The organism is Rhodoferax sp. GT1R46 (assembly GCF_056521285.1).
On the sequence record NZ_JBWMBC010000005.1, the window covers coordinates 44,741 to 64,192 of the forward strand.

At 59.0% G+C, this 19,452-nt stretch carries 24 protein-coding genes; 4 read left to right on the forward strand and 20 right to left on the reverse strand.

The features are described from left to right. Positions 1 to 15: 15 nt before the first annotated feature. The 6 genes from AC097W_RS12240 to AC097W_RS12265 all read right to left on the reverse strand — a co-directional run bounded on the left by AC097W_RS12240 (position 16) and on the right by AC097W_RS12265 (position 5,695). A complete protein-coding gene (locus tag AC097W_RS12240; protein WP_479602841.1) occupies positions 16 to 1,104 on the reverse strand; it encodes a sulfate/molybdate ABC transporter ATP-binding protein in 1,089 nt (362 codons plus the stop codon). Further along, complete coding sequence (gene cysW, locus AC097W_RS12245) at positions 1,101 to 2,006, reverse strand: sulfate ABC transporter permease subunit CysW (protein WP_479602842.1); 906 nt, start codon at positions 2,004 to 2,006, stop codon at positions 1,101 to 1,103. The genes AC097W_RS12240 and cysW overlap by 4 nt, the downstream gene beginning before the upstream one ends. Beyond that, positions 2,003 to 2,887, reverse strand: coding sequence for a sulfate ABC transporter permease subunit CysT (gene cysT, locus AC097W_RS12250; RefSeq protein WP_479602843.1), 885 nt, complete (start codon positions 2,885 to 2,887; stop codon positions 2,003 to 2,005). The genes cysW and cysT overlap by 4 nt, the downstream gene beginning before the upstream one ends. Further along, positions 2,888 to 3,901 carry a sulfate ABC transporter substrate-binding protein gene (locus AC097W_RS12255; protein WP_479602844.1) on the reverse strand — a complete coding sequence of 338 codons (1,014 nt, stop codon included), beginning with the start codon at positions 3,899 to 3,901 and terminating at the stop codon, positions 2,888 to 2,890. It lies immediately after the preceding gene. Continuing rightward, positions 3,898 to 4,506, reverse strand: a complete 609-nt coding sequence (locus AC097W_RS12260; RefSeq protein ID WP_479602845.1) for an RBBP9/YdeN family alpha/beta hydrolase — start codon at positions 4,504 to 4,506, stop codon at positions 3,898 to 3,900. The genes AC097W_RS12255 and AC097W_RS12260 overlap by 4 nt, the downstream gene beginning before the upstream one ends. Before the next feature lie 163 nt (positions 4,507 to 4,669). After that, entirely contained in the window at positions 4,670 to 5,695 is a 1,026-nt protein-coding gene (locus tag AC097W_RS12265) for a sulfate ABC transporter substrate-binding protein (RefSeq protein WP_479602846.1), read from the reverse strand. Positions 5,696 to 5,930: 235 nt separating this feature from the next. Here AC097W_RS12265 and rpoH point away from each other — a divergent pair, with 235 nt between their 5' ends. Beyond that, the gene (rpoH, locus tag AC097W_RS12270; RefSeq protein ID WP_479602847.1) at positions 5,931 to 6,872 is read left to right on the forward strand and encodes an RNA polymerase sigma factor RpoH; all 942 of its coding nucleotides are present in this window, start codon (positions 5,931 to 5,933) and stop codon (positions 6,870 to 6,872) included. Here rpoH and AC097W_RS12275 read toward each other — a convergent pair. The 5 genes from AC097W_RS12275 to AC097W_RS12295 are packed head-to-tail and all read right to left on the reverse strand — an operon-like array spanning position 6,869 to position 10,990. Continuing rightward, positions 6,869 to 7,480: an SCO family protein gene (locus tag AC097W_RS12275; protein ID WP_479602848.1), complete on the reverse strand. Its 612-nt coding sequence runs from the start codon at positions 7,478 to 7,480 to the stop codon at positions 6,869 to 6,871. The genes rpoH and AC097W_RS12275 overlap by 4 nt on opposite strands. Before the next feature lie 6 nt (positions 7,481 to 7,486). Next, positions 7,487 to 8,383 (reverse strand): heme o synthase, encoded by an 897-nt coding sequence (cyoE, locus tag AC097W_RS12280; protein ID WP_479602849.1) that lies wholly within the window; start codon positions 8,381 to 8,383, stop codon positions 7,487 to 7,489. Beyond that, entirely contained in the window at positions 8,380 to 9,540 is a 1,161-nt protein-coding gene (locus AC097W_RS12285; protein ID WP_479602850.1) for a COX15/CtaA family protein, read from the reverse strand. The genes cyoE and AC097W_RS12285 overlap by 4 nt, the downstream gene beginning before the upstream one ends. A gap of 21 nt (positions 9,541 to 9,561) precedes the next feature. After that, positions 9,562 to 10,260, reverse strand: a complete 699-nt coding sequence (locus AC097W_RS12290) for a hypothetical protein (protein WP_479602851.1) — start codon at positions 10,258 to 10,260, stop codon at positions 9,562 to 9,564. Further along, complete coding sequence (locus AC097W_RS12295; protein WP_479602852.1) at positions 10,253 to 10,990, reverse strand: SURF1 family protein; 738 nt, start codon at positions 10,988 to 10,990, stop codon at positions 10,253 to 10,255. Before AC097W_RS12295 ends, AC097W_RS12290 begins: the two co-directional genes overlap by 8 nt. Positions 10,991 to 11,005: 15 nt before the next feature. On the opposite strand from AC097W_RS12295, the gene AC097W_RS12300 reads away from it, so the two are divergent. Then, a complete protein-coding gene (locus AC097W_RS12300) occupies positions 11,006 to 11,227 on the forward strand; it encodes a twin transmembrane helix small protein (RefSeq protein ID WP_479602853.1) in 222 nt (73 codons plus the stop codon). Positions 11,228 to 11,307: 80 nt separating this feature from the next. Here AC097W_RS12300 and AC097W_RS12305 read toward each other — a convergent pair whose 3' ends face one another. From AC097W_RS12305 to AC097W_RS12335, 7 genes are all read right to left on the reverse strand, one after another. Next, on the reverse strand, positions 11,308 to 12,189 hold the full coding sequence (locus tag AC097W_RS12305) for a cytochrome c oxidase subunit 3 (protein ID WP_479602854.1): 882 nt from the start codon (positions 12,187 to 12,189) through the stop codon (positions 11,308 to 11,310). 55 nt (positions 12,190 to 12,244) lie between these two features. After that, positions 12,245 to 12,460 carry a DUF2970 domain-containing protein gene (locus tag AC097W_RS12310; protein WP_479602855.1) on the reverse strand — a complete coding sequence of 72 codons (216 nt, stop codon included), beginning with the start codon at positions 12,458 to 12,460 and terminating at the stop codon, positions 12,245 to 12,247. Next, a complete protein-coding gene (locus AC097W_RS12315; protein ID WP_479602856.1) occupies positions 12,460 to 13,056 on the reverse strand; it encodes a cytochrome c oxidase assembly protein in 597 nt (198 codons plus the stop codon). Before AC097W_RS12315 ends, AC097W_RS12310 begins: the two co-directional genes overlap by 1 nt. Before the next feature lie 3 nt (positions 13,057 to 13,059). Then, positions 13,060 to 13,170 (reverse strand): cytochrome oxidase small assembly protein, encoded by a 111-nt coding sequence (locus tag AC097W_RS12320; RefSeq protein WP_479602857.1) that lies wholly within the window; start codon positions 13,168 to 13,170, stop codon positions 13,060 to 13,062. A gap of 5 nt (positions 13,171 to 13,175) precedes the next feature. Continuing rightward, a complete protein-coding gene (ctaD, locus tag AC097W_RS12325; protein ID WP_479602858.1) occupies positions 13,176 to 14,792 on the reverse strand; it encodes a cytochrome c oxidase subunit I in 1,617 nt (538 codons plus the stop codon). Between the two features lie 59 nt (positions 14,793 to 14,851). Beyond that, on the reverse strand, positions 14,852 to 16,039 hold the full coding sequence (coxB, locus tag AC097W_RS12330) for a cytochrome c oxidase subunit II (protein ID WP_479602859.1): 1,188 nt from the start codon (positions 16,037 to 16,039) through the stop codon (positions 14,852 to 14,854). Between the two features lie 172 nt (positions 16,040 to 16,211). After that, on the reverse strand, positions 16,212 to 17,105 hold the full coding sequence (locus AC097W_RS12335) for a class I SAM-dependent methyltransferase (protein WP_479602860.1): 894 nt from the start codon (positions 17,103 to 17,105) through the stop codon (positions 16,212 to 16,214). 92 nt (positions 17,106 to 17,197) lie between these two features. Between AC097W_RS12335 and AC097W_RS12340 the strand changes: the two genes are divergently transcribed. Continuing rightward, positions 17,198 to 17,839, forward strand: a complete 642-nt coding sequence (locus AC097W_RS12340) for a ComF family protein (RefSeq protein ID WP_479602861.1) — start codon at positions 17,198 to 17,200, stop codon at positions 17,837 to 17,839. Positions 17,840 to 17,867: 28 nt separating this feature from the next. Further along, entirely contained in the window at positions 17,868 to 18,335 is a 468-nt protein-coding gene (gene trmL / locus AC097W_RS12345; protein WP_479602862.1) for a tRNA (uridine(34)/cytosine(34)/5-carboxymethylaminomethyluridine(34)-2'-O)-methyltransferase TrmL, read from the forward strand. Here trmL and AC097W_RS12350 read toward each other — a convergent pair. Together AC097W_RS12350 and AC097W_RS12355 are read right to left on the reverse strand one after the other, a co-directional pair. Next, positions 18,326 to 18,781: a MaoC family dehydratase gene (locus AC097W_RS12350; protein WP_479602863.1), complete on the reverse strand. Its 456-nt coding sequence runs from the start codon at positions 18,779 to 18,781 to the stop codon at positions 18,326 to 18,328. The two genes, trmL and AC097W_RS12350, sit on opposite strands and share 10 nt — an antisense overlap. Positions 18,782 to 18,809: 28 nt before the next feature. Next, on the reverse strand, positions 18,810 to 19,427 hold the full coding sequence (locus AC097W_RS12355) for a nucleotide-binding protein (RefSeq protein WP_479602864.1): 618 nt from the start codon (positions 19,425 to 19,427) through the stop codon (positions 18,810 to 18,812). Positions 19,428 to 19,452: the final 25 nt, after the last annotated feature.

Sequence of the window (19,452 nt, forward strand, 5' to 3'; positions counted from 1 at the left end):
TAGGTTAACCGCGGATTACCCTTCCACAAAGACCCGCGCCTTGCGGGGTGTCAGCACCAGCGTTTCACCGTCGCGCAGTGCCAGATCCCTGAACTGCTGCGCGGGCATCTGCGCCTCAATCAACTCATCCTTGACACCGTCCGCCGGATTCACGCGGACCAGTTCCAGCCGTGCGATCGGCCCGATCACGATGGCGCGCTCCAGCTTGGCCACGATGCCGGTGGCCCCCGGGGTGTAGCGCACCACCTCCAGGTCGTGCGGCCGGACATAGGCAAACGCCTTGGCGTTTTGCGCATCGCCGTGTTCGGGCGATGCCAGGCGGATTCCGTGCTGGTCAGGGCCAATCTGCACCTCGCCTTCATGGGCGCGACCATGGAACAGGTTCACATCGCCCAGAAAGCCGTAGACAAACGGACTGGCCGGGTGGTCCCACACCTGTTGCGGCGTGCCCACCTGCTCCACTTTGCCGCTGTTCATCAGCACCACGCGGTCGGCCACCTCCAGCGCCTCTTCCTGGTCGTGGGTCACAAAAATGCTGGTCACGTGCAAGTCGTCGTGCAGGCGGCGCAACCAGCGGCGCAGCTCCTTGCGCACCTTGGCATCCAGCGCACCGAAGGGCTCGTCGAGCAACAACACCTTGGGCTCCACCGCCAGGGCCCTGGCCAATGCGATGCGCTGACGCTGGCCACCGGATAGCTGCGAAGGGTAACGATCGGCCAGCCAGTCCAGTTGCACCAGACCCAGCAGCTCATGCACTTTTTGCTTGATCCTGTCTTCGCTGGGGCGCAGGGCTCGGGGCTTGACGCGCAGGCCGAAGGCCACGTTTTCAAACACCGTCATGTGGCGAAACAGCGCGTAGTGCTGGAACACAAACCCCACCTGGCGCTCGCGCACATGCACCTCGGTGGTATCGGCGCCGCTGAAAAGAATGCTGCCCGCGTCCGCCGTTTCCAGCCCGGCGATGATGCGCAACAGTGTGGTCTTGCCGCAGCCCGAGGGCCCCAGCAGCGCCACCAGTTCACCCGAGTCAATGTCCAGCGATACATCGCGCAGCGCGTGGAAGTCGCCAAACTGTTTGCTGACGTTGCGAATTTCGATACTCATGCGAGGTCCTTGGAAGGCCGCTCTGGCGACAGCGCGGCAATGGCTTTGAGCTCACGCGCATGCAGCCACTCGGCCACTGATTTGATGAACAAGGTAACGAGCGCCAAAATGGCCAGGAGCGAAGCCACGGCAAAGGCCGCCACCGACTGGTACTCGTTGTACAAAATTTCCACATGCAGTGGCAGCGTGTTGGTTTGCCCACGGATGTGGCCCGACACCACCGACACCGCGCCAAACTCGCCCATGGCCCGTGCGTTGCACAGGATCACGCCGTAGATCAGGCCCCACTTGATGTTGGGCAGCGTCACATACCAGAAGGTCTGCCAGCCGGTTGCGCCCAGCACAATGGCGGCCTGCTCTTCGTCGTTGCCCTGCGACTGCATCAGCGGAATGAGTTCGCGGGCGATGAACGGAAAGGTCACAAACACCGTGGCCAGCACGATGCCCGGCACGGCGAAGATGATCTTGATGTCATGCGCCTGCAGCCACGGACCAAACCAGCCTTGCGCGCCAAACATCAGCACGTAGATCAGGCCGGCCACCACGGGCGACACCGAAAACGGTAAATCCACCAGGGTGGTCAGGAAAGCCTTGCCCCGAAACTCGTACTTGGCAATGCACCAGGCGGCGGCCACGCCAAACACCAGGTTCAGCGGCACGGCAATGGCAGCGGTCAGCAGGGTAAGCCGCATGGCAGACCATGCATCGGGCTCCTGCAGTGCCTCCAGATAGGCGCCGAAGCCTTTGCGCAGCGCCTCGGCAAACACCGCGGCCAGCGGCAGCACCAGAAACAGCGCCATGAAGGCGAGCGCGGTGCCAATCAGCGTGTAGCGCACCCAGGCGGCCTCGGTGGTGCCTGCTCTGGCGTTGCGCAGGCTACGGGAGTTAGCAGCGGTACTCATGATGCTGCCCCCGAGCGCTTGCGCTGCCAGCTTTGCAGTGCGTTGATAACCAGCAAGAGCGCAAACGAAATCACCAGCATCACCAGCGCCACGGCGGTGGCACCGGCGTAGTCATATTGCTCCAGCTTGCCGATGATGATGAGCGGCGTGATCTCGGACACCATGGGCATGTTGCCCGCGATAAAAATCACCGAGCCGTATTCCCCAATCGCGCGGGCAAAAGCCATGGCAAAGCCGGTGAGCAAGGCCGGCGCAATCGACGGGAATATCACCCGGGTGAACGTTTGCCAGCGCGTGGCACCCAGGCAGGTCGCGGCTTCTTCCAGCTCTTTCTCGGCGTCTTCCAGCACCGGCTGCACCGTGCGCACAACAAAGGGCAGCCCGATGAAGATCAGTGCGATGACGATGCCCGCCGGTTTGAACGCAACTTGAATTCCCAGGGGCTCCAGGTATTGCCCGATCCAGCCATTGCCCGCCAGCAGCGCGGTGAGCGAGATGCCGGCCACCGCGGTGGGCAGCGCAAACGGCAAATCCACCAGCGCATCAACCCATTTTTTGCCAGGAAAGTTGTAGCGCACCAGCACCCAGGCCACCAGCAGCCCAAACACCACATTCACCATGGCAGCCAACAACGAGGCGCCAAACGTGAGCTGGTAGGACGCCACCACGCGTGGCCCGCTGACGGCGGCCCAGAACTGCTCCCAGGTCAGGGTGAAGGTTTTGAAGACGAGCGCCGAGAGCGGTATCAGCACGATCAGGCTCAGGTACAGGACGGTGTAGCCCAGCGTGAGATTGAAGCCGGGCAGCACACGCCGGGCCGTGCGCTTGCGTGCCAAGCCACCTGGCGCGTGCAGCGGCGCAGAAAGGGAAGCAACTGTCATCTATTTGACCGTGTAGAGCTTGTCGAACTGGCCGCCGTCGTTGAAGTGCACCTTCTGGGCCTCAGCAAACGAGCCAAAGTATTCCTCTACGGTGAACAGCGCAATGGGCTTGAACGTACTGGCGTACTTCTTGAGGATGGCCGTATTGCTGGGGCGAATGGCATGCTGTGCAGCGATTTCCTGCCCTGCGTCTGAGTACAGGAAGTTCAGGTAGGCACGAGCGGCCTCGGTGCTTCCCCTCTTGGCCACGGTGCGCTCTACCAAGGCCACCGGGTTTTCGGCCACGATGGAACTGCTGGGGTAGATGGCATCGACCTTGCCTGCGCCAAACTCCTTGTCCACTGACACCACTTCCGACTCAAAGGTGATCAGCACGTCGCCAATATTGCGCTGCAAAAAGATGCTGGTTGCGTCCCGCCCGCCCTTGGCCAGCACGGGCACGTTCTTGTAGAGCTTGCCCACAAATTCGGCGGCCTGCGCATCGGTGCCGCCCTTTTTGCGCACGGAACCCCAGGCAGCCAGATAGGCCATACGGCCATTGCCACCGGTCTTGGGGTTGACCAACACCACCTGGATGCCGGGTTTGATCAGGTCGTCCCAGTCCTTGATGCCCTTGGGGTTGTTGTTGCGCACCAGAAACAGCATGGTGGAACTGGTGGGCGCGGCGTTGTGCGGAAAGCGCTTGGTCCAGTCTTTGGCCACAACGCCGGTGCTGGCCAGAAAGTCGATGTCGGTGGTGGTGTTCATGGTCACCACGTCGGCCTCCAGGCCGTCGTTCACCGCACGCGCCTGGGCGCTGGAGCCCGCGTGGCTTTGGTCAATCTTGATATCTTTGCCGGTGGATTTTTTGTAGCTGGCCACAAACGCCGCGTTGATGTCCTTGTAAAACTCGCGCGACACGTCGTAGGACACGTTGAGCAAGGTGGTGGGTTGCGCCGTTTGGGCTGCTACAAAATTGCTAGCTGCCAGCGCAATGGCGGCGAGGGCTAACGTCGCTTTTTGTTTGAATTTCATGTGGTCTCCAAGGAGTTGGGGGTAAGGGATAGAGGGGCAGGAACCAAAGGCGCGTAGGGCAGGTGTTGTCCACCCTCTCCGACCAGCGACTGCAGCAAGGCCAGCCCCAGCGGCCAGGGGCCAAAGCCGGATTCAATGTTGATATGCCCGGCGTTTTGAAGCCGGACGAACGCGCTGCCCCAGGCGCGGGCGTAAGCGCCCGACGTGCGAACCGGGCAATAGGGGTCGTTGCTGCTGGCCACCAGAATGCTGCGGTAGGGCAGCGGCTGGTAGGGCACCGGCGCAAAGTCGGCCAGCACGCCCCGGCGCTCCGGGTCTGCCGGAGCGGCCAATAACGCGCCATGAATACGGTCTGTGGCCTCTAGCGGCAAGTGGGTGGTGGCGATGCAGCCCAGGCTATGGGCCACGATGACCACCGGACCCGGTTGCTCCAGAATCGTGCGGGTGATGGAGGCAACCCATGCCGCGCGGGAGGGCGTTATCCAGTCGTCCTGAACCACGCGCACAACATCCTGCAACTGCTCAGACCACAGGCTTTGCCAGTGGCCGGGCCCGGAGTCGCGCCAGCCGGGCACGATGATGATGGTGGGGGAAGCGGTTGCCATGTGGGTGCGTGTCGTGCGAAAAATGCATTGTCTGCAGCAAAGTGTCAAACGCAAACGACTCAGTTTTCATTTGCTAATTCGCATAAGCATATGTAGGCCACCCAACCTCATGCTATGAAATAAGGAGCTGCTTGCGCATGCTCTACGGGAGGTACAGACCGATTTACCTCTTCAAATAGATCTGGTCAAACGAGCCCCCGTCGGCAAAGTGATCCTTGTCCGCCTTGGCCCATCCGCCAAAGGCTTGCTCGATGGTGAACAGGTTCAGCATGGGGAACTGTTTGGCGTACTTGGCCCTGGCTTTTTCTGAAGCAGCCGGGCGGTAGAAGTTCTTGCCGGCAATGTCCTGCCCTTCCTCGGTATAGAGGTACTTCAGGTATTCCTCTGCCACCAAGCGGGTGCCCTTCTTGTCCACGTTCTTGTCCACCACGCTGACGGGCGGCTCGGCCAGAATGCTGAGGGATGGATAGACCACGTCCACCTTGCTGCCAAACTCTTTCTCCAGCAGGTAGGCCTCGTTCTCCCAGGAAATGAACACGTCGCCCTGGTTGCGCTGGGCAAAGGTAATGGAGGAGCCCCGGGCTCCGGTGTCGAGCACCGGCACATTGGCATACAGCTTGGCGACGAACTCTTTGGCTTTGGTATCTCCAGTCGTTTTGTCACCGAACTTGCGTTTCGCGAACTCCCAGGCGGCCAGGTAGTTCCAGCGCGCGCCACCCGATGTTTTGGGGTTGGGGGTGATGACGCTGACGCCCGGTTTGATCAGGTCATCCCAGTCCTTGATGCCCTTGGGATTGCCTTGGCGCACCACCAGGACGATCGTGGAGCTGTAGGGCGCCGAATTGTGTGGCAGGCGTTTTTGCCAGTCTTTGGGAATCCAGCCCCCGTTGTGGGCCAGTGCATCAATGTCACCGGCCAGCCCCAGCGTGACGACATCGGCGTCGAGCCCGTCAATCACTGAGCGCGCCTGCTTGCCGGAGCCACCGTGCGATTGCTTGATGGCGACATCCTGGCCAGATTTGGCTTTCCAGTATTTGGCGAACGCCGCGTTGTATTCGACGTAGAGCTCGCGAGTGGGGTCATACGACACGTTGAGCAGGGTCACGGCTTGCTGGGCCTGAGCCCACAAGCCCGAACCAGCCAATACGGTGGCCAGCGTGATTTGAATGAGTTTGCGACCTTGTGTCATGGTTTGCTTGCGTTTCCAGTGCGGTTGATTGCGATGGAATGGATTCTGAAAGCAAGTCGTTAAAACTGAAAATATTGAATAATCAGTTTTAAATAACCAAAACATCTAACACAACAAAATGGCGAGGGTCGCGGGGCGATTGGTTGTTGTGAACTATCAAGGGAATTGAACTTATCGATTAGCACTCGCTCATACCGAGTGCTAATATTCACGGAATGACAAAAGGAGTTCAGCTATGACACTTCAACTTGGAACCCCGAGCGCCGCACTGGCTGTAGCCAATCCCTGGTCGCTGGTGCCCCCTCTGGGCAATCTGGATGCCTATATTTCGGCAGCCAATCGCTTGCCTATGCTCACCTTGGCGCAAGAGCAGGAGTTCTCACGCAAGTTCAAGAATGACAACGATCTTGAGGCTGCGGGTAAGTTAGTGCTTTCGCACCTGCGTTTGGTGGTATCGGTATCCCGCCAGTATCTGGGTTACGGCCTGCCCCACGGCGACCTGATCCAGGAAGGCAACGTGGGCCTGATGAAGGCCGTCAAACGCTTCGACCCCGATCAGGGCGTGCGTCTGGTGAGCTACGCGCTGCACTGGATCAAGGCTGAGATACATGAGTACATTTTGAAAAACTGGCGCATGGTCAAGGTGGCAACCACCAAGGCCCAGCGCAAGCTGTTCTTCAACCTGCGCTCCATGAAGCAGCGTTATAAAAGTGACGATGCTGCGGCCGACACAGGCACGCACCGCGAGACACTCAGCCCCGATCAGGTGGCATCCATGGCGCGTGACCTAAAGGTCAAACCCGAGGAAGTTCTGGAGATGGAGACGCGCTTGTCGGGCGGCGACGTGATGCTGGATCCGGGTTCCTCTGACGACGGTGAAGATGCCTTTGGTCCCATCGCCTACCTGACGGATAGCAACCATGAGCCGGTTGCCATGATTGAGGCGCGCCAGCGGGATGTTCTGGCGACGGAGGGCATCGCCACTGCACTGGATGCGCTGGACCCCCGCAGCCGTCGTATCGTCGAAGAGCGCTGGCTCAAGGTGAATGACGACAACTCGGGCGGCATGACGCTGCACGATCTGGCCGCCGAATACGGTGTGAGTGCCGAGCGCATTCGCCAGATTGAGGTGGCGGCCATGAAGAAGATGAAAACGGCGCTGGCGGAATACGCCTAGGAAGCCTGTTTCAGCAGGATCTGAATGTCTGAGGTCAGCGCTTGGGCACCGCCTCCGTAGCGGGTGAACAGGCGCAACTGGCCTTTGGTGTCGTAGATGTAGCTGCCCGCTGAGTGGTCCATGGTGTAGCTGGTGGGGGTTTTGCCCTCCACCCGCTTGTAATAGACCTTGTAATCCTTGGCGAGTTCTACCAGCTTTTCTGGCGTGGTGTAGAGCGCCAGGAAGCTCGGATCAAAGTTCGCCATATGGGCTTTCAGCAGTTCGGGCGTATCGCGCTGGGGGTCCACGGTCACGAAGAGCCCCTGCAGGCGCTCGCCATCTTTGCCCAGCGCTTTTTTCACTTCGGCCAGCTCCGCCATGGAGGTGGGGCACACGTCCGGGCATTGGGTGTAGCCAAAAAACATGACTACGATCTTGCCCGAGAAGTCTTGCAGGTGACGAACCTGGCCGTTGTGATCGGTCAACTCAAAGTTCTTCGCGTAGTCAGCACCGGTAAGGTCAATCGACGAAAATGCTGCCTGCTTCGGAGAACAGGCAGAAAACAACACGCTAGCCCCCGCAACCATTGCGCTGGTAGCTATGAATTTGATAGCATTTCTTTTGTTCATCGGGGCCTAAAAAATGTAGTGGTCCAGCAGCAGTGCGGCGAATAGGGCACTCAGATGAATCAGTGAAAAGCGAAAGGTTCGCCGAGCCAACTCATCGGAGTAATTGCGCCACAGTTTCCAGGCGTACAGGCAAAAACCCACACTCAGGACGATGGCGGTTGCCAGGTAGAGCCAGCGGCTCATGCCATACACGAACGGAAGCAGGCAGGCGGCAAACAGCACAATGGTGTAGAGCAGTATCTGCAAACGGGTGAACTCGCTTCCATGCGTCACGGGCAGCATGGGCAGACCGGATTTGCGGTATTCCTCGACCCGGTACAAGGCCAGTGCCCAGAAGTGGGGAGGAGTCCACAGGAAGATGATGAGAAAAAGAATCAGCGCCTCCGGCCCTACGTTCCCCGTCATGGCAGCCCAGCCCAATACCGGTGGCATGGCACCGGATGCGCCACCGATGACGATGTTTTGCGGCGTCAGTGGCTTGAGAATCACGGTGTAAATAACGGCGTAACCCACAAATGTGGCAAAGGTGAGCCACATGGTCAGCGGGTTCACCCAAAAGTACAACACGGCCGAACCACCCACACAAAGAACCGCCGAAAACAGCAAGGTTTGCGCGTCGCCCAGTTCACCGCGGGCCGTTGGGCGCCACGCGGTACGCTTCATCTTGGCATCAATGCCTTTTTCAACGATGCAGTTGAAGGCGGCCGCTGCGCCGGCCACCAGCCAGATCCCGAAACAGGCAATGGCAGCCAACCCGACCTGCGCCAGGGTGGGCGCTCCGGGCACGGCCAGCACCATCCCGATCAGCGCACAAAATACGATCAACTGGATGACGCGCGGTTTGGTCAAGGCATAGAACTGCCGGATCACGGAAGGTGGGGCAAGGGAAACATTCGCGGTCATTCAGTCACTCTCCGTTGAAATACCTGGGTGCGATCGGCTGCGGTCGTTGCCTGCGTCGACGCCAGCATCCAGACCATGACGACCACCATGGCGCCAGCGCCGCCGGTATGCAGCACCGCCGCCAGCAAAGGCCAGCCCAGCACCACGTTGCTGACGCCCGTTGCCAACTGCAACGCAAGCAGCGCACCCAATGCACGGACCGGCAAACGCAGTCCGGAGACTGACCGCAGGTTCCAGGCAACCAGGCCCAACACCAGCAATGTCAGCATCGCCAGTGTTCGGTGCACATAGTGAATCGCCGTCAAGGCTTGGAAGCTGATGGGTTCGCCATCGCGCCCCAATCCAAGGGGTCGCCAAATCTCAAATCCAGCCGAAAAGTCCATCTGCGGCCACCAGGCGCCCTGACACATCGGGAACTCGGAGCACGCCAGTACCGCGTAATTGGTACTGACCCAGGCACCCGACGCGGCCTGAAGCACCAGCAAGCCCAAGGCCAACCCCATCCCCAGGCGCATACCCGCGGATAAGGCTAGGCCGGGATGGCTGCTGCGCTGAAGTTGCCCCGAGAGAACGGCCTGGTACGTCAGCAAGGCGAGCAGGACATAACCACCGAGCAGGTGCAGGCTGACGATGGCAGGAAAAAGCTTCATCGTGACTGTCAGCGCGCCGAAGGCACCCTGAACACACACCCAAATCAAGGTCAGCAGTGGCAGCCAGAGGCTGATGGCAGCCTCCCGTCCGCGGGATTTGCGGGTCAGCCAGTTGGAGACAGCCAGCACGACAATCAACACGCCCACGCTGACGGCCAGATAGCGGTGAATCATTTCCACCCAGGCCTTGCCCTGCGTCACAGGACCTGTCGGCATCGCACTTTGGGCCGCAGTGATGTGGGCGCTGGCCCCCAGAGGGCTGGCGCTGCCGTAACAACCCGGCCAATCGGGACAACCCAGCCCGCTGTCCGTCAGGCGCGTGAACGCACCAAACAGCACCAGATCAAAGGTCAGGAAAAGCGTCACCAGGGTCAACGCATGCAGCCGGCCCAGCGGCGTAGCACGCCGGTTGCGCAGATACACCAGCAGAAGCGGTCCAGCGGCCAGCAACAAGCCCAGCATCAGCATGCGCAGCAAGGGCGACCAATCGTAAAGCGATGTGTGCATGTTAAATCTATCTAACCGGTCTCAACGACCTGCGGTGTCCCATGAGGACGAGGCCCGCAACAACCGCTCGAGATCCCGCTTGGCGTTGGCCGCCCCTGGTGCCCCCTGCGCGGCGAGGTCGGCTGGAAAGCGCATCATCCAGTTCCCCAGTGGATCGACCAGATAAAGATGCTCGGGCAAGGCATGTCCCTGCTGCGCTTGTAGCCACTGCGCAAGGTCTGGCGCTGCCACGCGAATGACCGTGGCATCCTTTAGCGCAGGGCGAATTGCGTCCGGCACAGGCGTCGCATCCGTGACCAGCCACACCCAGTCCACACGATCTTTGTCTTTACCCACCCCTTCGCGCAATTGGCGCTGCAGGTACAAATGATCCGCACAGGCTTTGTCACAGCCCCCTGCTGCAACGCTAATCAACAGCCATTGGCCCTTTAGAGCGCGCAAATTCACGGCCGTGGCATCCAGCTTGGTCCCCGCAAGATCGGGCAATGGCCGCTGCGGATTGATCAGCTCACCGAAATTGCGCCGCCCTTCCGGTCGCACCACGTAGTAGGTAAAGTATGAGGCGACTACGGGGGCTGCACACATCAGGAATACCGCCAGCAACTTCCAGCGCCCACCCCGCGTGCGCCCCTCCTGGGCCGCCGCAATCTGCGCGGGCTCCGGCATGGAATGCACCGTTAAACCCAATGGATGATCATCACGAGGGGAAGCACTAGACATGGCGGAATGGGTCCTTGCGACGTTGAATAAAAGGTCGAATCATTTGAAACCAGAGGAAAAGCACGGCGATCAGCCCGGCCAGGCCGAACCACTGAAACGCATAACCGTAATGTTTGTCGACCCCCAAATTCACAGGAGCCCACTCACGCAACAAACCTTCGCTGAACGCACCGGTCTGCTGGAGGGTCACGGCCAACAGGGGCAAGCCCGTATCCGCGGCCAACTCCTTGAGGTCGAGATTTTGCCGGATCGGGCCGCCGGATGGACGACCTGGCTCGTAAAGCTTGGAAGGCGCCGGGGCTATACGGCCCTCAATTTCCACCACCCCGCCGGGCGTCTCGACCGACGGCAGATGTGCACGGTCCTCAAAATTACGGGGCACCCAACCGCGCTGTACAAGAATGGCTGCACGCCTACCTTCGAGCAGCAGCGGAGTCATTGCAAAAAATCCCACCCGGTCCTTCATCTGCCGGTTGTCGAGAAAGACCGTTGCCTCACGCACCCAGGTCCCCCGCAGGCGGGCCCTTTGATACAGAAATGGGGTCAGGTCACCGCCGGAGAGCAATGCGGTGGAATCAAGAAAAGACTTGGCATTCTGGCCGTCCATTGCGGCCTGCAGTGTCAGCTTCTGATCGGCTCGCGACAATTGCCATCGACCCAGCGAAATTGTTGCTGCCAGCGCAAACAGTGCGGATATGGCAATCAGGGCAAACTTCCATCGGACATTCACAAGATAATCTCCGTCATGACATATCTCGTAATCATCGCTTTTCTGGTCATTCTCGGCAGTCTCGGTGTCGCTTTGGTTTTCATGATGCGTGGCGGACGCAGTGGGCCTAATGCATCCAGGAACATGGCGCGCGCGCTCGCCATGCGGGTCGGGTTTTCCATTCTGCTGTTTGCCTGCATTCTCATTGCATGGAAGTTGGGCTATATCCACCCGACGGGCATACCCGAAGGTCAATAATTTCCAAGCGAGTCGGATAAGCGGGCCGACCAATCAAAAAGGCACCGCTAGCGGTGCCTTTTTCCTGGACGCCGTAAGGTTTAGAGCCAGTACACCAGTACATATAACCCCAACCAGACCACGTCCACAAAGTGCCAGTACCAGGCCGCACCCTCGAAGCCAAAATGGCGATCGGCAGTGAAGTGGCCTTTTTGAAGACGCAGTGTGATGAACAGCAGCATCAGCATGCCCACGAAAACGTGGAAGCCGTGGAAACCGGTCAACATAAAGAACGTTGAGCCAAAGACGCCCGAATTCAACTTCAGGTTGTAAATCGTGTACGCATGGTAGTACTCGTACCCTTGCACGCAAAGGAACGTGACACCGAGCAGCACCGTGATCCACATGAAGCCGATGGTTTTGGCGCGATTACCTGCCACCAGTGCATGGTGCGCAATGGTCAGTGTGACGCCAGAGGTCAACAGCAAAGCGGTGTTGATGGTTGGCAGCCAGAAGGGCCCCATGGTGGTAAAGGGCTCCACGATGCCAGCCGGAGAGGCCGTCGCACCGGCCGAAAGACTAGGCCAAACCGCTTTGAAGTCAGGCCACAGCAAAGAGTTCTCTAGGCTACCTAAAGCCGGGACTGAGTGCGAGCGGGCCCACCACAAGGCTGTGAAGAAAGCGCCGAAAAACATGACTTCCGAGAAAATGAACCAGCTCATGCTCCAGCGGAAGGACATGTCAATTTTGTGCCCATATTGCCCGCCTTGGCTTTCGGATATGGCTTCTCCAAACCATTGGTACAACACGCCGAGCCACCATGCCATACCGAACATCAGGGAATACTTGCCCCAGTCGGCTCCGTTAACCCATTGGCCAGCGCCCAGAATGACAAAAAACAATCCCAAGGCCGCCATCGCGGGGTGGCGCGAGGGACCAGGAATAAAGTAATGCGGGGTTCCGCCGTGTGTCGTCGAACTCATTTCAGCTCCATTCCTTCGAAATACTTATCTATTCATACCCTGGAAAATCAGGGTCTTATTTTGAGACCACCCAATTGACCAGGGTGATCAGCCCCACTACCAGGAGCAGTGCGCCAGCGATGCCGACGCCCACTACGTGCATGGGGTTAACCTTTGCGAGGTCATCCCGGTACCCGCTGTTGCTGCGAATTCCCAGAAATGACCAAGCCACCAGCTTGACACTGCGCCACAATGAAGGGCGGGCGGGTGCCGGGTCCGTGTTCTTGTCCATCAAGAACCCACTCCAGAGACGGCATCACGCACACTGGCAACCGGCGCCGGCGGCGTCTTGCCACCGACCTCGAAAAAAGTGTACGACAGCGTGATCGTGTTCACATCCTTGGACAACTTGGGATCAATCACGAACACGACAGGCCAGGACTTCTTTTCACCAGCCTCCAGCGTGTACTGATTGAAACAAAAACACTCCAGCTTGTTGAAATGCGCCGAGGCCTGCTGCGGTGCATAGCTGGGAATAGCCTGAGCCGACATACGTCGATTCTGGGTATTCTGAAATTCGTACATCACGGTAGCCAACTCACCCGGGTGCACCTGCAGCGATCGTGTCGCCGGCTTGAATTCCCACGGCCCACGGGAGTTGGCATCAAATTCGACGGTGATCGTACGGCTCGTATCCACCTGCGTATTGGCCGGCAGCGCCGTCGCAGCACCGGGAACCAGACGCTCACCCAGCGCGAGAATGTTAATGCCGGTCATCTCACAGATGGACTTGTACAGCGGCACCAACGCATAGCCGAAGATAAACATGACCGCCGTGATCACGACCAGCTTGCCTACCATCCGGATGTTTTCGCGCTGCAGATTCATCGCTTATTGACTCAGCAGAATCACCCGGGCCATGAAGCCCACAAAGAAAACCACGGCAATAGTGGCCAGAATCAAGCCCATCTTGGCATTGGCTTTCTTTTGTTCGGGTGTCATCACATTCAACCTATGACGCGGGTCGCCGTGGCATCGAGCTTGGGCGGTGTTTCAAAGGTATGGAAGGGCGCGGGTGACGGCACTTCCCACTCCAGACCCTCGGCAGCTTCCCATGGCTTTTGGGGTGCCTTGGCGCCCTTGCCCATCATGGTCGGCAAGACAATAGCCACAAAGAAATAGACTTGGGCAAAGCCGAAGAAGAACGCGCCAACCGTGGCCAGGGCATTGAAGTCCGCGAACTGCATGGGGTAATCGGCGTAACGACGGGGCATACCAGCTAGTCCCAGAAAGTGCATCGGGAAGAAGGTCACGTTAAAGGAAATGAGCGATACCCAGAAGTGAATCTTGCCGCGCGTTTCGTTGTACATCACACCCGTCCACTTCGGGCTCCAGTAGTAGAAGCCGGAGAACATGGCGAACAGGGAACCGGCCACCAACACATAGTGGAAGTGAGCCACTACGTAATAGGTGTCATGCAACTGGATATCGATCGGCGCCATGGCCAGAATCAAGCCAGTAAAGCCGCCCATGGTGAACACGAAGATGAACCCCACCGCGAAAAGCATGGGCGTCTCGAAGGTCATGGAGCCCTGCCACATGGTGGCAATCCAGTTGAAAATCTTCACGGCGGTGGGCACCGCAATCAGCATGGTGGCATACATGAAGAACAACTGGCCGGTGACCGGCATTCCTGACGTGAACATGTGGTGCGCCCACACAATGAAGGACAGGATCGCGATCGACGAGGTCGCATACACCATGGAAGCGTAGCCAAACAAGCGTTTGCGGGCAAAGGCAGGCACCACTTGGCTGATGATGCCGAAGGCCGGCAAGATCATGATGTACACCTCGGGGTGGCCGAAGAACCAGAAGATATGCTGGTACATCACCGGGTCACCGCCACCTGCGGGGTTGAAGAAACTCGTGCCGAAGTGGCGATCGGTCAGTGTCATGGTGATGGCACCGGCCAACACAGGCATGACCGCGATCAGCAGGTAGGCGGTAATCAGCCAAGTCCAGGCAAACATCGGCATCTTCATCAGGGTCATGCCAGGCGCGCGCATGTTCAGAATGGTCACGATGATGTTGATCGAACCCATGATGGAGGAGGCACCCAGAATGTGCATGGCAAAAATGCCGGCATCCATGCTAGGACCCATCTGCAGAGTCAGCGGCGCGTACAGCGTCCAACCCGTGGCAGGTGCGCCGCCCGGCATGAAAAAGCTGCTGACCAGCATCAGGCCTGCAGGAATCATCAACCAGAAGCTGAAGTTATTCATGCGGGCAAAGGCCATGTCCGCCGCGCCGATCTGCAAGGGGATCATCCAGTTCGCGAACCCCACAAACGCCGGCATGATGGCACCAAACACCATGATCAAGCCATGCATGGTGGTGAGCTGATTGAACAGCTCGGGATTGACCAGTTGCAAGCCAGGCTGAAACAGCTCAGCGCGAATGATGAGCGCCAGAATGCCGCCAATCATCAACATCGTGAAGCTGAACAGCAGATACAAGGTGCCAATGTCCTTGTGATTGGTGGCATAAACCCATCGCTGCCAACCCGTGGGGGCATGGTGATGGTCGTCATGGGCGTGATCGTGGTGGTTTAGAACGGCACTCATCCTGGTTTCCTTCTCAATACTCGTATTTCAGTCAGTCGACGTTTCGGTCGGCGTCACATTTACTTACGCAAAGCCAGCACCTCGGAAGGCTGCACGAGTTGACCAGTCTTGTTGGACCAGTTGTTTTTGGTGAAACTAATCACCGCAGCAATATCGGTGTCGCTCAGCGCCTTCCAGGAAGGCATGGTCAAGTTGTTCTGTCCATTCAAGAGCACCATGATCTGCTTGCTCTTGTCAGCATCCAGCACTACAGCCGCTCCATCCAGCGGCTTGATAGGTCCTGCGCCCTTGCCGTTGGCCTGGTGGCAGGCAGCACAATTGGTTGCGTAGACTTTTTCACCGCGCTTGAGTATCTCAGCCAGGTCCCACACTTTGGCAGGATCGTCCGCCTTGGCCGCGAGCTTCCTGTTTTCCAATGCCACCCATTGGCTGTAGTCTTCTGCGCTCACAACTTTTACATGGATAGGCATATAGGAGTGCTCCTTGCCGCACAGCTTGGCGCACTGACCGTAGTAGTCACCAATCTTCTCTGCACGGAACCAGGTGTCGCGGACAAATCCGGGAATCGCGTCTTGCTGGATGCCGAAGGCCGGCACTGCGAACGCATGAATCACATCGTTGGCCGTGGTGATGACGCGAACCTTCTTGCCCACCGGCACCACCAGGGGATTGTCGACTTTCAGCAGGTAGTCATCAATGGGCTGGTCCTTCTTGGGCCCCCCCGCATCGGACAACGCACGCTGGCCGCTGTCCAGGGTTGAGATGAATCCAATCCCCTGACCTTCACCCGTAAGGTAGTCATAGCCCCACTTCCACTGCATGCCCGTGGCTTTGATGGTCAAGTCGGCGTTGGTGGTGTCCTTCATGGCGACCACTGCTTTGGTGGCTGGCAGCGCCATCAGTATCACGATGATGAAAGGAACAACAGTCCACACAATTTCAACGGTGACCGACTCATGAAACGTGGCCGGCTTGTGACCTACTGACTTGCGGTGTTTCCAGATGGAATAAAACATCACCGCGAACACGGCCAGAAAAATGACCGTGCACAAGATCATCATGAACCAATGCAGCCATTGCTGTTCTTCCGCAATTTTGGTCACGGCAGGGTGCAAATTCAACTGATTCACCGCAGGGCCACCAGGAAGGTCATTGACCGCATGCGCCACCGTGAATGCCGCAGTGCCCGCCCACGCGCTGGCTGCCAGCAGCAGTGAAGTCAATCTATTGAAAATGCTCTTCGTCATGGTCATATCTTCATCGCATCAAATTAAACAGTACCCACACTGGCCAACTACGCGCGTCGGGCGGCAGGCAGGCGAATGCATCCAAAATTCAGTTGTCACTTATTGTAGCCCACCCATCCCAAAGGGAATCAGAGACCGACCCGCATGTCAAGCCCAGAAGTCAAACGCAACGCTACGCTTTCTTGCTCTGGCGCAAACTGGTCCGCATTTCATCCAGCGACACCGTGGTTTGCGGGAGTACCGTCAGCCGGCTCTGCGGTTTGAAGGCGTGTCCATAAATAATTTCGAATGTGAGCTGCAAGCCCCTATCCCCGTCCGGCTTGGCCAAAGACGCCAACCCACTCAGCAAGTCAGCATGCCAGGCGCGGCCTCTGAGTGAAGCAAACCGCTTCGGATTCAAATTACGCCCCAATTCGCGCAACTCGGTCAACAAACGCTCGGGTGTCGCGAAGCTGAGGGTGATGCGCTCCATATCCATCACCGGCTCGGCAAAGCCGGCCTGCACCAGCATGTCGCCCCAGTCATGCATGTCCGTAAAAACGTGCGAAGCAGGGGGCCATCCCCTGGCTGCGTAAACTTGGCGCACCTCCCGCAGGGTATCGGGCCCCAGGCAGGAAAACATCAAAAAGCCATCGACGGCGACCAGCTTGCTCCACTGACCAATCAGAGCCTGCGGATCCGCAGCCATATGCAGTGCCATATTGGCCCACAGCATCTCGGCGGGCCGCTCAGGCGGCCCGAAATGAACACGAGGGCCGGACCAGCGAACGGGATTCCACCATGCAGGCGCTATTAATTTGCTAGCTGTCTGCGCATGTTCTGCGGTGTCTTCCACCACATAACACTCGGATTTTGGATACCGCGTGCTCAATAGAGCCTGCGCCTGCAAGCCACCCCGCACTGGCTCCCAGTGCACCCAGGTTTTCGGTTTGAGCGTCATCCACTGCAAACGCTCTTCCATGCGCCGTGCCACCTCCTCATGCAACCACGGGGAAGAATTCGGCAACAGGTGCGCCCATCGGGCAGCGGCGCGCGGGTCAATGCTGGGAGGAAGCTCGGTAATCATGGCTTGGAGGGTTGGGGCGTGGCGAGTATATTGGCTCGGTGTTTCGCAAACTGATTCAAGGGATATCCCGGCGCCTACCCAGCCAGTGCGCCGTGTGCCACGCATGGCCCGCACAGCCCGTCTGCGAGGCCTGTGTTGGGGAGTTTGCCCAGCCGGCTACCCGATGCCGGACTTGCGCGCTGATGGTGCCCGCCGGCATGCGCCAGTGTGGCGCCTGCATCGTGGCGCCGCCACCGCTGGACGCCTGTCTTGCTGCCGTACCTTATGCCTACCCCTGGTCCCGCCTGGTGGTGGACTACAAGTTTCACAAGCACCCCGGATGGGCCTCCAGTTTTGCGCTGCTGATGCGCAGCGCACCGTGGGTAGAGCCGGCATTGGAGTCTGCCGACTTGCTGGTGCCCCTGCCCCTGTCCAAAGAACGCCTACAGGAGCGCGGCTACAACCAGGCGCACGAACTGGCCTGCGCACTGGATGCATCCAAAGTAGCGCATGGATTGCTGTTACGCATTTTGCACACCGCGCCGCAAAGCGCCCTGCCGCGCACCCAGCGCCTGCACAGCGTGCAAGACGCCTTTGCCATCGACCCCCTTCACGCCAGCCGACTCAAAAACAAGCGCGTTGTGCTGGTGGACGATGTCATGACGAGTGGCGCATCGCTGCATGCGGCAGCCCATGCCTTGAGACACGCGGGCGCTGCGCACATCACCGCACTGGTTTTTGCACGCACCGAATAAGAGAACATCCACAGCGACAATACGGGCCATGTTCCATATTGTTCTGGTCGAGCCTGAAATCCCCCCCAATACGGGCAACGTCATCCGGTTGGCGGCCAACACCGGTTGCGCGCTGCACCTGATCGAGCCGCTTGGGTTTTCAATGGACGACAAGCACATGCGCCGCGCCGGGCTGGACTACCACGAGTACGCCACCCTGCGCAAGCACGCCAGCTGGCAGGCTTTTCTGGAGACCGAACACCCCGCGCCGGAGCGCCTCTTTGCACTGACCACGCGGGGTACCGGAAGGGTGCACGAAACCCGGTTTGCGCCGGGCGACTGGCTGGTATTCGGGTCTGAGACCAAAGGCTTGTCAAATGCCGTTCGCGCCAGTTTTGCGCCAGAGCGCTGCCTGAAGCTCCCCATGCGGGAAGGCCAGCGCAGCCTCAATCTGTCCAACGCCGTGGCGGTGACCGTGTTCGAGGCCTGGCGGCAGAACGGGTTTAGTCAGGGGTAATGCCGCGCAATCGATTCGGCAATGCACACAGGCTTGGGCGCGCCCTCGCGCTCCACGGTCACTTCCCATGTCATTTGCATGCCGTCTTTATCGATCGGATCGCACGCCAGCAACTTCATGCGTGCACGCAATCGGCTGCCCACGGGCACCGGCGCGATGAAGCGCACTTTATTCAAGCCGTAATTCACGCCCATGCGCGTTTGCACGATGGCGAGGGACGACTCAAAAAATCGGGGCAACAAGGAAAGCGTCAAAAACCCATGGGCAATCGGGGCGCCAAACGGGCCGGCTTTGGCCCGCTCCACATCCACGTGAATCCACTGGTGATCGCCCGTCGCCTGGGCAAACAGGTTGACTTGCTCCTGGGTAATGGTGATCCAGTCGCTGACGACGACCTCTTGGCCAACCAGGGGCACCAGTTCCGATAAAAGTTGAAATGTTTTCATGCCCGCACTGTAGGGCGTGGCGGCCGGCTCAGGTGTCAAGCCAGCGACAAAGGGTTTCCCACTGTTCCAGATCCCTGGTAACCCGCCCGGGCGCCACATCAAACAGCGTCAGGCCGCGCGCAGCCAGATGAATGTAGTTTTGCGTGTCGCGCAAATAGCCCAGCACCGGCATATCCAGCAGCTCCACGAACTCCTGCAGCTTGTCGGCGGCAATGGTGCGGGCATCGACGCGCATGCCCACCAGCGCAATCTTCGCCTTCAAGGCATGTTTGTTTTGGGCCAATTGGTCCAGAAATGCCCGCGTGGCAAAAATGTCAAACACGCTGGGCTGCAGGGGAACCACGATGCGGTCGGCCATCTTCATCACATCATTGAAACGCCAGCCATGCAACCCGGCGGGCGTGTCCAGCACTACATGGGTCGTTCCCTTGGGAGGTTTCACAATGGCATCGGCACTCGCATCCCAACTCGCAATCGGGCGTGCTGCCGTCGGGCGCAAACCCAGCCAGAGCCGGGACGACTGCTGCCGGTCCACATCGCCCAGCATCACAGCATGCCCCTGCGATGCGTAGTAGCCCGCAATATTGGTGGCCAGCGTGGACTTGCCGACGCCGCCTTTGGGATTGGCCACAACCACTACCGGCATGATGCGCTCCTTGGGGGTTTCCAGA

Excerpts from the sequence above, each read along its gene's own strand:
- AC097W_RS12240 (WP_479602841.1), bottom strand. The coding sequence starts at position 1,104 with ATGAGTATCGAAATTCGCAACGTCAGCAAACAGTTTGGCGACTTCCAC.
- cysW (WP_479602842.1), bottom strand. The coding sequence starts at position 2,006 with ATGAGTACCGCTGCTAACTCCCGTAGCCTGCGCAACGCCAGAGCAGGC.
- cysT (WP_479602843.1), bottom strand. The coding sequence starts at position 2,887 with ATGACAGTTGCTTCCCTTTCTGCGCCGCTGCACGCGCCAGGTGGCTTG.
- AC097W_RS12255 (WP_479602844.1), bottom strand. The coding sequence starts at position 3,901 with ATGAAATTCAAACAAAAAGCGACGTTAGCCCTCGCCGCCATTGCGCTG.
- AC097W_RS12260 (WP_479602845.1), bottom strand. The coding sequence starts at position 4,506 with ATGGCAACCGCTTCCCCCACCATCATCATCGTGCCCGGCTGGCGCGAC.
- AC097W_RS12265 (WP_479602846.1), bottom strand. The coding sequence starts at position 5,695 with ATGACACAAGGTCGCAAACTCATTCAAATCACGCTGGCCACCGTATTG.
- rpoH (WP_479602847.1), top strand. The coding sequence starts at position 5,931 with ATGACACTTCAACTTGGAACCCCGAGCGCCGCACTGGCTGTAGCCAAT.
- AC097W_RS12275 (WP_479602848.1), bottom strand. The coding sequence starts at position 7,480 with ATGAACAAAAGAAATGCTATCAAATTCATAGCTACCAGCGCAATGGTT.
- cyoE (WP_479602849.1), bottom strand. The coding sequence starts at position 8,383 with ATGACCGCGAATGTTTCCCTTGCCCCACCTTCCGTGATCCGGCAGTTC.
- AC097W_RS12285 (WP_479602850.1), bottom strand. The coding sequence starts at position 9,540 with ATGCACACATCGCTTTACGATTGGTCGCCCTTGCTGCGCATGCTGATG.
- AC097W_RS12290 (WP_479602851.1), bottom strand. The coding sequence starts at position 10,260 with ATGTCTAGTGCTTCCCCTCGTGATGATCATCCATTGGGTTTAACGGTG.
- AC097W_RS12300 (WP_479602853.1), top strand. The coding sequence starts at position 11,006 with ATGACATATCTCGTAATCATCGCTTTTCTGGTCATTCTCGGCAGTCTC.
- AC097W_RS12305 (WP_479602854.1), bottom strand. The coding sequence starts at position 12,189 with ATGAGTTCGACGACACACGGCGGAACCCCGCATTACTTTATTCCTGGT.
- AC097W_RS12310 (WP_479602855.1), bottom strand. The coding sequence starts at position 12,460 with ATGGACAAGAACACGGACCCGGCACCCGCCCGCCCTTCATTGTGGCGC.
- AC097W_RS12315 (WP_479602856.1), bottom strand. The coding sequence starts at position 13,056 with ATGAATCTGCAGCGCGAAAACATCCGGATGGTAGGCAAGCTGGTCGTG.
- AC097W_RS12320 (WP_479602857.1), bottom strand. The coding sequence starts at position 13,170 with ATGACACCCGAACAAAAGAAAGCCAATGCCAAGATGGGCTTGATTCTG.
- ctaD (WP_479602858.1), bottom strand. The coding sequence starts at position 14,792 with ATGAGTGCCGTTCTAAACCACCACGATCACGCCCATGACGACCATCAC.
- coxB (WP_479602859.1), bottom strand. The coding sequence starts at position 16,039 with ATGACGAAGAGCATTTTCAATAGATTGACTTCACTGCTGCTGGCAGCC.
- AC097W_RS12335 (WP_479602860.1), bottom strand. The coding sequence starts at position 17,105 with ATGATTACCGAGCTTCCTCCCAGCATTGACCCGCGCGCCGCTGCCCGA.
- trmL (WP_479602862.1), top strand. The coding sequence starts at position 17,868 with ATGTTCCATATTGTTCTGGTCGAGCCTGAAATCCCCCCCAATACGGGC.
- AC097W_RS12350 (WP_479602863.1), bottom strand. The coding sequence starts at position 18,781 with ATGAAAACATTTCAACTTTTATCGGAACTGGTGCCCCTGGTTGGCCAA.
- AC097W_RS12355 (WP_479602864.1), bottom strand. The coding sequence starts at position 19,427 with ATGCCGGTAGTGGTTGTGGCCAATCCCAAAGGCGGCGTCGGCAAGTCC.